This window comes from Chryseobacterium sp. OSA05B (genome assembly GCF_019970065.1).
Classification (GTDB): domain Bacteria; phylum Bacteroidota; class Bacteroidia; order Flavobacteriales; family Weeksellaceae; genus Chryseobacterium.
On the sequence record NZ_JAHXYH010000011.1, the window covers coordinates 12,322 to 27,104 of the forward strand.

Annotated in this window: 6 protein-coding genes and 1 pseudogene; 6 read left to right on the forward strand and 1 reads right to left on the reverse strand. The window is 32.0% G+C overall.

Features of this window, described 5'->3' with window-relative positions:
* The first annotated feature begins 102 nt into the window (after positions 1-102).
* Positions 103-435, forward strand: a complete 333-nt coding sequence (locus tag LC419_RS23065; protein ID WP_223609565.1) for a helix-turn-helix domain-containing protein — start codon at positions 103-105, stop codon at positions 433-435.
* Between the two features lie 537 nt (positions 436-972).
* The gene (locus LC419_RS23070) at positions 973-1,680 is read left to right on the forward strand and encodes a hypothetical protein (RefSeq protein ID WP_223609566.1); all 708 of its coding nucleotides are present in this window, start codon (positions 973-975) and stop codon (positions 1,678-1,680) included.
* Between the two features lie 296 nt (positions 1,681-1,976).
* Here LC419_RS23070 and LC419_RS24265 read toward each other — a convergent pair whose 3' ends face one another.
* Positions 1,977-2,210, reverse strand: coding sequence for a transposase (locus LC419_RS24265; RefSeq protein ID WP_223609571.1), 234 nt, complete (start codon positions 2,208-2,210; stop codon positions 1,977-1,979).
* A gap of 32 nt (positions 2,211-2,242) precedes the next feature.
* On the opposite strand from LC419_RS24265, the pseudogene LC419_RS23080 reads away from it, so the two are divergent.
* From LC419_RS23080 to LC419_RS23095, 4 genes and pseudogenes are all read left to right on the forward strand, one after another.
* A pseudogene (locus tag LC419_RS23080) lies at positions 2,243-2,449 on the forward strand (transposase); the annotation flags it as partial.
* Between the two features lie 225 nt (positions 2,450-2,674).
* Positions 2,675-3,073 (forward strand): hypothetical protein, encoded by a 399-nt coding sequence (locus tag LC419_RS23085; protein WP_223609567.1) that lies wholly within the window; start codon positions 2,675-2,677, stop codon positions 3,071-3,073.
* A gap of 326 nt (positions 3,074-3,399) precedes the next feature.
* Entirely contained in the window at positions 3,400-4,083 is a 684-nt protein-coding gene (locus tag LC419_RS23090; protein ID WP_223609568.1) for a hypothetical protein, read from the forward strand.
* Positions 4,084-4,908: 825 nt separating this feature from the next.
* A complete protein-coding gene (locus tag LC419_RS23095; protein WP_223609569.1) occupies positions 4,909-14,472 on the forward strand; it encodes a hypothetical protein in 9,564 nt (3,187 codons plus the stop codon).
* The last annotated feature ends 311 nt before the right edge of the window (positions 14,473-14,783 follow it).

Genomic DNA, 14,783 nt, shown 5'->3' on the forward strand with positions numbered 1-14,783 from the left:
CAAACAAAGCATATGATTATCTATAATTTCATTTTAACAAAAAATAATTGAGTAAATGTTTCAAATTTATAGTTTTATTATTAATCATAAACTTAATTCCAGATGAAAACTTGTAAAAATTATCCAGATTATAAAAAGATATATACTGATATACTTAATTATAAGCATCCTGAAAAAATAGAACAATGTAAATCAATATTGTCGAAACCAATTTTTTCTTTTCAGGATGTTATTAATATCAATAAAATGATTTTTGGACCGGAAACACGAGATAATGCCTGTAGAAATCAAAAACATAGATCATATAATGAATCAAGTATTATTGAAATACTAGATTATCAAAGAAAAAATAGAATGAATAATATTCAGTTAGCTAATCATTTTAATCTTAGTAAAAATACTGTTACTAAGTGGAAAAAAATATTCAATGGGTAAACTTTTAAAACCATAAAAGACAATTTTTCGCTCAAAATATCAATTATCTTAGTTTTGAAAATGTTGTTTAGGTAAACTTTCCTGTTTTTCGGACCAAATTAAAATTTTGTTAAACATTATGAGGAAGTCTGATGTGAATAAAATTATTATGGTTATTGATTTAGCCTTATAATATATTATCAAATCAAATATTTGAAAGAAGGCTTGATTTTTAAATTGTTAATTATTGATTGTTAATTTTAAATATTTAGCTGTAATATATTGACTAGGTTGAAAGATATAGTAGTCAGATATAAGATTTGTAATAGTGGAGTATTTTAATTTTTTAAAATGTGATGAAATCATTATTAATTACTGTTTTAATTAATAAATACATTCATATAGTATAATAGGCATTAAAAGAGATAGCTGATATATTAAAGAAAGATGAAACTCTTCTTCTCTTAGCCAAATATTTTTCATTTTTTTCCAGAATGTATCTTAATTTTTTATTATGAAGATATCTTTTTTTATTAAAATTAACTTAAAATTATTCAAATGAAAACTAATTTATTACAATTGATTGGACTTGTCCCTTTAATTTTTAACGCACAGGTGGGAGTCAACACAACAACGCCACAAAAAACTTTACATGTTAATGGATCACTGCAGGTTGTTAATGAAATAAACGTTGGTGGCAATGCTTCTACTGAAGGAAATGCAGGTACTGTTGGGCAGGTACTTACCTCTTCAGGTGCAGGAGCAGCGCCTTTATGGCAAACCTTGAGTACGGTAAGCGGAACCATTGCTTCAGCTAATTACGTACAAGGAACAACAGCATTAACTATTGCTGCAGGCACATCTGCAGACGTTCCTGGAGCTACTATTACATTGACGGTTCCTACTGGAAAAACCCAGACTTTCCTATTTACAATTTTAGGATATGCAACATTGCTTGACGGTAATTCTAGCCAGGGAGTTTTCTCTCTTTTACAGAATGGAGTGAAAATTTCTTCAGCATTTGCTTCCAAAGCTGGGTATTTTCCTGTAACGACTCCTGGAGGAACTTTTTTATCGAATATGCCAATTCCGGTAACATTTTTGAAATCAGTAGCTCTTACGGCGGGAACATATACTTTTAAAGTTCGATACACCTCATGGTTTGGAAGTTCTACTGTTAATTATGTTCCTTCAGGGTATTCAGGTTATAATGGAGATAATGAAGCAATGCTTACCAAAATGCAGGTCTTAGTATATAATAACTAAAAATAAGTAAATAGATAATTTTCTATATTTAAGAAAATGAAATCCGCAAATTGTACCTAGATTGCACCCAAAAGTTTAAACAAAATTAAACAATATTGTTATCTGAAAGAGTTCGATACTGTACGGACTCTTTCCTTTTAGATTAAGTCTTATTGTAATCTTCCCTTACTTAGTCAACTCAAAAGTAGAGTTTTTGGTTAATAATTTCCTATTGTCGTTATTGAAATTTTGTTGGAATGTGGGAAACCCGTTAGCTTTGGCTTGGGCAAGTTTTCCATATTTCAATAAAAAATCCCTTAGCGTGAGATATTGCAATGATTTGTGAGGCGCTCATTATTATAATTCCACATCCAAATCTCTGAATAATTTCTCATCTGCTTGATATTCTCAAAAAGATAAACATCTAAAAATTCTGTCCGAAAAGTCCTGTTGAATCTTTCTACCAGAGAGTTTTGCGTTGGTTTTCTAGGCGGAATATAATGAAGGATAACTTCATTCTTGCCGCACGAATCTTTTAATTTTTCTGCAATAAACTCCGGACTATTAGAGAGTCATTAAGGACAATGACGTTGAACTGCAATATATACAGCCGGGAAAGCCTGCACAAAATGCATATATTCAAAGGTTCAATCGTATATTAAGAGAAGATGTTTTGGATATATATCTGTTCGGCTTTCTAATAGAAGTAAATGATATTGCTTACGAGTGGCAGATCGATTACAATAGTAACCACCCGCATAAATCGTTAGTCCTTGACTGTATGTTATAGAAGTTTTAGTGTTTTTATATTTATCAAATATTTGAAAAAGGGTAGTTTTAGAGTTTTTATACGTAATTTATTGAAAATCATAACGTTGTTTTGTGGTTTCTAACATTTTAATACTTAAAATATAACAATTATTAACTCAAATAGAAATTAGTATTTGAATTTTTGATATTACTTTTGTAAAGAATTTATAATATATATATAACACAATTTAAACTTTAAACACACATGAAAAAGAATAAGGTGAATTTATTAGCTATCATTTCATTACTTTTTTTTGACCAAGTTATCATTGCTCAAAAAAAAGAGGTCTTATTTGAGCAAGAAAAAATCGAAATTCAAAATATAATTGGAGCTCCCACCAAAAATATCAATCAGTTGAATCAAAGCTTAGGTATTAATATTAAAAAGGTGGAATTATTTAGAAAATTTGAAATTTCTCCGATTTTATTTGCTTTACCACTTTTTAAGGAAAATAATTATAAAAACATTGAAAATTTTATTATGCAGAATCATATTAAACAACCTGTTTTTAATAATTTCGCACCCAGTTTACCAAAAGATAATAGTGATTATAATCCTTTTAATAATTCAGTACAGCTATTTGAATTTAGATGGGGCAATTAATTAAACATTTAAAAATTTCATAATTTTTTCCTAAATAGAAAAAAAATAAAAGATCAGGGCTACTATTTATGTTTATTAGCTTTTATGTTTTTGTATTACTGATTATACATATCTGATTAAATTATAAATTAATCTGTCTGAATAAACTATAGAATCAATACTAAAAACTAAAGGGGATTGTGAATAATAATTTTAGATAGACGGAATTTATGTATAAGATTTTGTGTTTCTGCCGAATATGAAGCAAGATGTGTTACAACGTACTAATAAATGAATTCAAAAAATCTCAATCATCTTTATTGTTAAAATTTAAATAATAAATTATCATGCTACACGAAATTCTAAAACATTTAAAAAAAGGAGGACATTCTCTTATTAATTCAGAGTTAAATGTTATAAATAGATTAGGCGAATTTATAGTGGAAATATTTGCGATAGTAATAGCGGTTACCATTTCGATTTGGTTCCATAATATAAATGAAAACAGGCATAAGAAAGCTGAAATTCATGAATATTTAGAACAAATTAATGAAGATTTATCTAAGGATATGTATCGTATTGATTATTGTATTAATGGCCTTTATGATCAGCGTAACACCTATAATTTATTCCTTAAGAATAATGATAGTCTAATTCAGAAAATTAATATTAATAAAATTAGCCGAGTAATATTTGATTTTCATCCTAATACTGGAAGTTATGAAAGTATCATATATGGTGGTAAAACAAATTATATTAAAGATATTATATTGAGAAGACTCTTATTTGAATATTATATTGATAAAATAAATTTAATAAGTAGTATTTCAAATCTTTATGAAAAAAATAACGATGAAATTTTTCATGACTTAACCTATAGAGAAGATTTCTATTCAAAAAACAAAAACCTTTTTTTAAGAAAGATTGATAATAATAAATCCCTTATAGAAAATAATTTTTTACCAGAACTAAAATTAACTAAAAATAAGGTAAAAGAAATACAAGATCGTATACGAAAATATAATAATTAATTCTCAAAAGCAAAATATTAACGTATAAAATCATAAACAGATGAAGAATTTATTTCATTGTTTTACATTTACCCAATTAAACAATAGAGATCTACGTTTTATCCGTTATTTTCAATATTTACTAACAAGGAAGTAAAAACTATCAAAGGAATTGTTTTTAATATATAAAGTTATTGTTGTCTTAAAAAAATAATACATGTAAATCATTAATACTAGGTTAGGTTCGACTTTTCAGCAGTAAAATAATAATGATTTAATTGAGCTTAACTGTATAAATGCTACTGATGCTAGGCTCTCTTCAAAACAAATAAATATAAGACGAAAAGTTCATCAATTAAATTTATTATGCATATAGTGAAGAAGATAAAGATGGTAATCTATTAGATCAGAATATGAAAGTAATTAATCAGGGGAGATATCGAAAATGCTGAAGCTTCAATTGGGTATGAAATTTAAGAGATACACTATCAATTATTATATACTCTAACATCGATACCAAAATTAATAATCTTGAATTAAATCTTGTATCATGGTTCATTGACTTTAAAAACTGAAATTCACAGATAATGATTACCTAGACTTAGCTCATTCTAAATTTATAGATACTTCAATTTAATTATTCAAGTATTTTTAAAAATTTAGTTATTTTTTTTACAATATCAAGTAAACCAACTAAATGCTTTAATGCGACTTCTTTTGTCGCCATGTCAATATAGATTTGCAAAAGTGACTAGCAAATTGTAAAACGCGATTGCAAAAAAAAATCATCGACGATCAAATTTGTCAGTTCTCATTTAACAATTTAATTATTTAAAAAATTAGAGTATGAAAAATACAAGTTTAAAGCCAAGTAGCAATTTAAGAACAATTGATGTTATTAATAACAATGGTGAATTTTTAGAGAAAGTATCAGTGAATACTGTTGCCCTTGATTCTTTTTTTACAACCCCACCGGGTGTAATTAAGATAGTTTTAACAGAAGCTGCAGGGGCTATTGGAGAGCAGATTAATTATAATGGCAAAACATATCTTACCAATATTATTGCTGGCTCTGGATTGAAATCGGACAAGCCATTTTTATATGCTGTTGAAAACGTTAAAAATGATGAATTGCTCAAATTATTGAATTTCAAAGAATCTATTGCGTATTCTCAAAGAGCATTGTTGCCAAGTGCAGAATTATCTGTTGGAGGACAAGTGAGAGTCACATCTTTTTCAGCGGACAACCCTAAAAGAAATTTTATTTTGAAAAATGGTGTTAGTCTTAGTGTTTATGATGGATGGGGATTTATTAAAAAGAGTGCTATTTCATCAATTGATGGGAAGAATCCTGCTGGTAAAAGATTCCCCAGAATAGGTGCCGGAAGTCTGAACTATCAACAACTCATTTGGTATGATCAATATAACTCTGCATTGATTGAGGAATTATCCACCGGTTCAGCACCAAAAATACAGGAGTTGCTTAGCCATCCAGAGCCTCTAACAGAAAACGGAGAAATACTTCGCCAAGTTCATAATTTGTTATCGGCAGGTAATATACATACTGAAATGTTTGTTGCCATGCCTTCACCGGATGGAAAGTTGACCTTGCCAGCAGATCAAAGATTTTCGACAACAGGGGGTAAAGGAATTGGAATCTTTAGAAATCCTGCGGATAAATTTAACCTTCTGCCAATTGATAAGGAGAATTTATCGTATAATGAGGGTAAAAAATCTGGTTTTATTAATGAAATGGAGGCTATTCAATATTCTTTGACAGGAAAGCTTAATGGTAATCAAGTATTATTTAAAGGGATGCTTGGTATTATCGATGACGCTTTATTTCCTGATGAATTTAATGATTACGATATTATCAATAATGCAGCAGACAGAAAGTTGTCAAGTGACTGGACAACAATGCAAGATAGAAATACTACGCAGTCACAAAGTCTTAATTCGGTTGTAGATGGGAATTTGATGGTTACTCAGTGGTATGGAGCAGGAAATATAGGGTCCATTCCTGAAGATTACATGAAATATCTTTCTGGTGACTTTGATGGAGATGAGATTTCTGTTGTCTTTGAACGAGAAAATCCAGAATTGTTTAAATATATCAAAAATGGGTATAAAGAAAATCAGCAGGTTTCTAATCCTAAGATTGAAAAAACATTTACACCGAGGGGAAGTTTTTCTGGCATGGAACATATTATGGCCTACCGCTCTCAATTAATCGGAACGGCATCTAATACAGCTGGCGCTATCGCATCCATGCCAAAGTCAAAATTAGATTCACTGGTTAAAATGTTACAACGTCTAGAGCCAGATGCGCAAGATCGTCCTTCTAGTAGTGATCAATTAATTGAGAACCTGAAGCATGAAGTACGCTTACTTATAAAAGAAGGTACAGACATTTTTAAAACTCAGAAAAGTCCTACTAAATTCGAGAATAGACTTAAAATCATAAATGAGATTATAAGTAGACAGGCACATATTCCCAAACATACAAAGATGAAGCGTCTGATGTTTAATAATCAAGATATTGTTACGAGAACCGGTCAACATTATACGCTAAGTCGTTTGCCAAAATTATCTGAGGGATTTTGGAGTGACTTATATTTTTCGTATAATGAAAAAGATATTTTACAACAGTATATCATTGAAGGGCTGCCAGCTAGAGTTTTTGGTAAGGTATTGGATGATTTACTTTCGCCAGAGGATAGACAAAATCTTAATGCTTATCGGGAAAATTGGAAAAATGTTGATGGAGCCAAAAATTACATTAGATACGCAAATTATGAAATTCAAAAATTAATAGAATTTGCAAAGACACAGGATGTAACCATTAATAATATCAGCAGTATGGTTTCACTATCAGAAATCGATGGTATTTCGGTAAAGGTAGCCCCACAAGCACTTTTAGTTGGTGATAATTCTATCGGAATCTGTGATTCGCTAAGTGATGCGTGGCTTTTTACCTTATCAAATGAAGATAATGGAAAAATGAAAAGTGCACTTCTTGATAGTATCTACACAAGATCCAGAATTTTAGCAAATGAAAATTTTGAGCAGGGCATTGGCACCGATATTAATTTACCGGAAGATATAGATCGATTTATAAATACTTTACAAGAGGTTAGTGAGCCCGTTGCAAGGAAAACTATGTCATTACGGGAAATTACACACCAACTATTTGTTTCTGAGGATGTTTCTCTTTCGCTTCATACTGGAAATCATGCAATAGGGGTAGCCCGCAAATCTGGCAAAATTTATTTTTATGATCCAAATCTTGTGGAAATATCTTTTGGAGTTTCTTCTGTTCCAACAGAAAATCAATTATATAAATTGTTTTCTGACTATTTTAATATTTCCATTTCAAATATGACTCTTGATACCTATTATGATTTGCAGACAATGGAAGGGGAATTAATGTTTGAAGTAGCTGGTTTTGATCACTTGGCGAAGGGTAGCAAACCTGCTTTTATAAATCTTACAAAGTATCTTTCTAATCCATTTAATACGTTATCTGGTAATAGCTATAATTCAGATTTTTTACGATCTGTACAGTCCCAGGAATCGTGGGATATATCTGTAAAAATGGTTGACAGTTCCAGACAAGCCACGAAGGCAGTTGCTGATGATATGAATATTGTTTCTGAAAGAATTGTCCAGAGTATAACGGCTGCCGGATATTCTGTAAATGATATTTTGGAGGATATTCCTTTAAGGATCAATGAATCTTCTCACGCTTTCGTTTCTGTTAAAAAGAATAATGAAAAAATTCGAGAAATCGATGTTGATCTTTCTGATATAAAATTTAGCAGTAAGCAGCTTGTCAATGACTCAGCAAGTAAGCTCACTCGGCTGAATTCGGTCCTTGAACCTGCAAATGAAGTATTAGGTAAAGGGATAGGGGCTTTAACAACTTTGCGTAGTTTAGATGAGATATTTACTGGCTTACGCCATCATAATTCTCAAGCTGTATTAGAAGGCTCGGGGTGGCTTACATATAATATATTAAATCTAACAGGAGTTGACCAGAAAATTTTTAATAAGTTAGCTCAAAAAGCAGGAGATATATTTTTTAAGGATTCAGAGGTAGCAATAGAAGATTTTAGTTCTTTGTTTACTCGGTCAACTAGAGCTCTTTTAGTTAAAGCCGGTATTGAAAGTGAAAGAGTTCTTTCTGTTGCCGGAGAGATTATGGGACGCTTGCCAGTAATTGCTCTTGCTTTTGGTGCATACAGCGTTTATGAAGATGTAAAAACACTGCAAGAGGATGAAGACAATGGAATGCCTCAATGGAAAACAGATCTGGACAAAGCAGATATTGGGCTGGATGTATTTACAACTTTGCTTCAAACTGCAGCCCCGTTTACCGGACCTTTTGCTCCTATTCTTGAAGGAGCAGCGCTTCTAGTTATGGGAATAAGAATGTCCATAGACAGTATTGTTACTGAATTTAACACGGGGCATGAAGATCTAGCTTGGAGAGAGATTGCATTAGATGTATTTTTACCTATTTCTATGCTTATAAAACCTTTTATAAAAATATTTGGAGGTGATAAAATTATTCAAGCCGTTAATGATATAGACAACCTATTTAATTTACAGACAGATAGTAAGCGGGAAGGATTCTCAATTTTGGATTTGTCAAAAGGAAGCAAAATGAGTGATGATGATATTATGCTCAATGGAAATCCGGCCCACTTTGCAGGAGATATAACCGTAGATTTCAGCAAGGTAACTTCTTCTGGCGGAGAAATTAGTATTGAAGGCCAACATTCACCCGGTTCTGGTGCTTTTGGAAGTGATAATTTGAAGTTTTCAGGTAAGAAAAACATCACAACTGATATCAGTACTGTTGTTCTAGGATTGGGTGCAAACTATGATCAAAAAGGAGAACTTTCTGCCAATGTTTCTTTTTCAGCAATGGAACGAATTATTGGTAATAATAGTGGAAATACATTTTATGGGCCGCAATCTGGAGGCATAGTTAAAAATGCTAATGGAGATCAATACTTGTACCGATATATTATTCATGCCGGGAATGGAGAAAACTATTTGTATCTTGGTGAGGGTAACTATGAATTTGACGGTGGAAATGGACATAATACTATAATCGGAAAAAGTGTAAATCTAGATAGTACTGATCAAATGCTTGTGTGGAATCTTTTGGCTCAACATAAAATAGCTCTTACTCCATCATATTCAGAACCCCATCTGTTTCTTACCGCAATTAATAATACAGCTGCGTCCTCATTTATAAAAGGCGATCTTGATATGAATACAATATTACTTCAGAAAGTAAAAGTTGAAGCGTATCAGGTGCAGAATGTGGTAGGTAGTTATCAGGCAAATGTTAATGTCTTTGAATTTGAAAGTTCTGCTGCCAATAAGCTAGGAGAGTTTAGAACTAAAGGAGCACTAAGAGAAGTATTTATATCAGATGAAAATAATGTTATTTCTACAGGAGGTGGAGATGATATCATTTACCGAGGAAAAGGTAATTGTAAATACATTATTAATAGAAGTTATGCTCTTATATCTCGTAACGGAGGAAAGTATCCTGGCTTTGTTAAGAGTGAGCAAGATAGGCTAAGTTTATTAGCTTTAAAAACAGAAAAAACCTTTATCTATACTGAGGTTAACATCATTACTCCTGAAGGGAAAAAGCCTAAAAACGATTATGTCTATCTTGAAGGTTCACATTTTGATAATATTGTAATAAAAGAAGATACTAATGGAATTTTTTTAGGATACGGAGATAATTTAACAGGTCTGTATGTTCGTGCAAATAGATGGAGTGATATGAATGATTTGTATTTTGTTACTGATGATGGAGTTATTTTAAAAATCGAAAAAAAGAATGAAAATTATATCTCATCCATTGAAAGTATTGATGTTAACAAACTATACAAAAATAATAACGGTCGTTTGGATTTAACCTCTCAGTTGGATAAGGCTACTATTATTGTAAGAAAGGGAACTCATTTAGAATTACCGGATACTTGGAATCTTAGTAAAAATATCATTTTTATAGATGAGGATTACAGCCATCTGCGTATGGGTGGCACCAATACAAATAGCCTTTTTATTGATAATATGAAAGGGACAGGTTTTATTGCATCAAATATGAAGGATGGAGATTTTAGAATCTATATTCCGAATTCTGCTGGTCAAATAAATATTCGTACTAAGGATGGTTATCAACTTTCAATGAAGCAGTCAGGAGGTGCATGGACTCAAGAATCTGAAGTCGTGAATCTGGCAGAAGCTCCAAACGGAAAGGTTTTAAGTTCCGAACTTTACAAAGGTATATTGACACAAGGTAAAGGAGCTCTAGACCCATCCGTTCTTACCCAAAATTTATGGAAATCTAGAAATCCGTTAAAAACTACTGTTTCTAATAAAAACATATGGTTATATACTGATACTAATGACGGATGGATAGAAGGAACATCGCAAGATGATATGTTAGAATCATCAAAAGGAACATCCTTATTGGATGGAGGTTTGGGCAATGATACTTATATGATCCGTCGTAACAGTGGTGTCGTTATTCTTGCTGATAGCGGAATACACTCTCTCAATGATAACTGGGCTAATGAAAGGGATAATAAAGCCGGGCTTGTGATGTTTTCTGATGTACTATTTTCCGAAATTAAATCTGAAATATTTGCCGTTACTGTAAATGAAATTACCTATTCTGTATTGACGTTATATGTCGTAAATAATGTAGGAAAAGAGCAGCTCATCGTAAAAGTTTTAGTTAATGATATTGCTGGGTACCAATTTATTAGTAAAGATGGGATCAGCTTTATTTATATGGTTGATGAAAACGGAGATATTGTTCAGAAAATATCAGGATTTAATATGACCTGGTGGGAAAAACATCATGCTTCCAATACAGATGCTGAACTGTTAACAACATTATTATCTCGCTTGGAAGGGCGTTACGAAGGTTCTGCTACTAAAAGAGTGCTTACACTTAATAGGCCCGCTGCTGTAGTAGTACCTGAAGATGGCACCACAGAGTTACATTTACGTTCTGGAACAGGTATAATTGAGTTGCATAAGAAAGAGGGTAATAAACAATTGTATCTTGATGCATCAGAAACAAGTGTAGCTGATTTAAAAGTTTCAGTAGCTAATATGACAGCAATAACGTCTAAGGCAGAATTGTGGAACAATATTGTTGCTTCAACTTCAAGTGAGCTGGAAGCAAAGAGCAATAGTAAATCTCCAGATGAGACTAAGATTATAAGTTCTTCGGTAGGCTCTTTAGTGAAAGGAAAACTTATTAAAGTGAAAGGTAAAATTTGGCTTGAGGCTAATACATCTTATTTAGTGCAGAATAGATCGAAAAATTTATTGATGAATTTTACAATGATAAATGCTAATAATAATAGCAATTTCTTGATTACGCAAAACGGCGGAGAGGCTAATTCAGGGCTTTATTTATATGCTACTAAAACAGGGTTCTATGATTTTGCATTTCTAGCATATTCATTGGAAAATTCGGCGTCTTATAACTTGAAAATAAGTCGAGAATCTGATGGTCAGAGTAAAGAGCAACCTATTAAATTTTTAAATGTAAAATCAGGAGGTAGTGCTTCGAATACGGATAAAACAACCGTTACCATGTTGCATTATCCTGAGTTTATACAGGAGGAATTGAATTCATTTCTTTCAATTGACAAGCAAAAGCTATCCATTAGTGCAGGTAAGGGTGTTAATAAGGTATCCGTAACTATTCCATTACAAGACTATTTAAAGTATCAAATACTTACTAATGACGGTATACTTACTTCTATTAGTACTAACGGAGAACTCTATATCAATCAGGTTGATTTTAAACTTCGCGAAGATGATACTTTTTTGGATATGAATCAATACACAAAAGGGAAGACATCTATGTCGCAATTATCTTGGTTAACCGTGAAAGGAGACGAAAGAAAGAATGCTTTTATTGCAGGAAAACTGTCTCCAATAATGTGGTATGGAAGCCCTGGTGATGATGTCATTAAAGGAAGCCAGAAAGGAGATATTATACAAGGTGGAGCTGGTAAAGATATACTTTTAGGAGATCTTGGGGATGACACTATAATTGGCGGAAATGACCTCGATGTTATAGATGGTGGAGGCGGAAATGATACAGTATTTTATACAGGGAATACCAAAACAGCCACAGGAGTAACTATCAATTTAGATAAGGGATACGGAATGGGGGCTGACGCAGAAGGGGATTCTCTAATCAATATTGAAAATGTTGTAGGAAGTGAGTTTGATGATGTTTTAATAGGCAATAAAGAAAATAATATTCTCTTTGGAGCCGATGGATCTGATATCCTTATCAGTAATGGAGGAGGCGATATTTTGCGAGGCGGAAAATCAAGTGATTATTATTTAATTAAAAATAGTGATGCTGTAGTAACTATAAGTAATAAGAGTACTTTGCAAGAAGACGCCCTGCACTATGATACTTATATTGACTTTGTAATATTAGATGTATCAACTCCAATTACAAAACAAAAGCTCGACAATCATCTTATCTTAATTTCTGTAAATACACATATTATTTTAGAGGATTGGTTTGTCAGTGATAGTGCCAAAAAATATCTTTTTATTTTTCCTGGGACAACTAAAGAAAACACATTTTTGATTGAAGGTAGAATGCTTGAAACATGGATTGAAAATGGGCAAGGAGCCTATTATGATGTACCTCGAGGTCTATTCAATAAGGTTCGTAGTGTTCTCGATCTTTATAATCAGAATGCGCCGCTAAAACCAACTAGTCGTATTTTGACTGGTGACTCTGTTTCTTTTCAAGATTTAAATAAAGGTGTTGATGTAAATTTGAATATCGAAAATACATCTGAATTTGTAATAACCAGTAATGGTGATGTACTATCTGATACTGTTAAAAATGTTAGAGGAACAAACAGTGATGATGTGATTCAGGGCGATGAGAGAGGAAATATAATTGAAGGAGGCGGTGGAGCCGATACTCTTAGTGGTGGCGATGGTTTTGATATTCTGTCTTATGAAAATTCTGTAGAATATTGGGATCCTAAACTGGGAAAGAACATGGGTGTACATGTAGATCTTCAGTCAAACTTAACTGAACATGGTGATGCAGGAACAACACATCAGGATAATGTTACCGGATTTGAGGGAGTAAAGGGAAGTAAATATGCAGATCAATTATCTGGCTCAGATGCTGATAATATGTTTATACCAAACGGTTTTGAAAATAATGGCTTCAATAATCAGCGTGATATTATTGACGGTAAAGAAGGAAGTGATTGGGTATCGTTTGAATCTGATTTCTACAATCGTGGTGTAAAAGTTGACTTAACAAATGAGAATGCACAATGGAGAGATGGATCAGACAATATAGCCAATCTTAAAAACTTAGAAAATATTATTGGCTCGGACGGAAATGACCTATTAACTGGAAGTGGAGAGGATAATTCTATACTTGGAGGTAAAGGAAATGATACTCTTAAAGGCAATGGTGGAAGTGATCTGCTTATTGGGGGAAAAGGATCTGATGTCTATGAAATTTATAAAGGAGACAGATTGGAGATTTCTCAAAAAGACAATGATTCAGATTTTGATGAGCTAAAGTTTAAAAATCTAAAGAAAAATGATTTAAGCTTTTTCTATCAGGAAGATGATTTATTGATTGCTGATGAACTCAATACATTTATACTTTTGAAAAATTGGAAAAATGGAGATAATAAATATGTTGTGCAAACAAATGAACCCGATGGATTTTATACAATGAATAAAGAAAACTTTATAAATCATGTTCAAAGTAAAGTATCATCAATAAGTGGGGATGTAAGGCTGCGACAAATGAAAGGAAATAATTCTCAAGTTACAACGCCTATCGAGACATTTATAACATTGTTTCCAACCGTTCCTCAAATAGTATTTGATGCGGCGCCGGTAGATGGAAATGGATGGCAATTACAAGCTATGGATAATGATCATTTGCCTGCTTCAGGACATGCTATTGTTCTTGTTAATCGTGGTTCATCATCTTCAAGTAATGGTGTTAATACAACAGATCCTAATAAGATGATAATTCAAGGATCACCAAACATCTACTTTGGATTACCTACCCTTGAGAAAGGGACCCAGTATATTCTTAAGGTATATGGTGCTGTTGAAAAAAAAGGAGGAAGTACTTTATATAACATATGGCCTCAAAATGCGGATAGTTCTTGGAGAATTGATAATCTCCAAATAAATGAAAGGGAAATTATCTTTTGCCAGCTTAAATTTACTACTTTAAATGATGTAGAGATCTCTAATAACAGGAAATACTGTTTCGTTATTGAAAATACAGCCTCTAAGATTTTTGTTTATAAAATAACGATTGAAAAATATTTCTTATCGTAAGTTATTGATTAGATTATAGAGTTTAAAAACTCTTGAAAATATCCGAGACAAAAAAGTCTCGGATATTTCTATTTCTAATAAGTCGTATTTCCAAAAATGAATAGGTGGGTAATGTGGTCAAAAATAGGTGGTGTTTTTTGACAAAGATAATTCGTAATATTTGGCGGTTGATTAGAAGAGGAATTGAGCAATGCTGAGGAGCAACTTACCAGCAATACAATGAGGCTGTAAACAATAGTTTATAGGATGGTTTTGCCATCCTTTTTTTGTAAATTATTGGAACAGCTCTATGGCTAAAAAAACTTCTACGC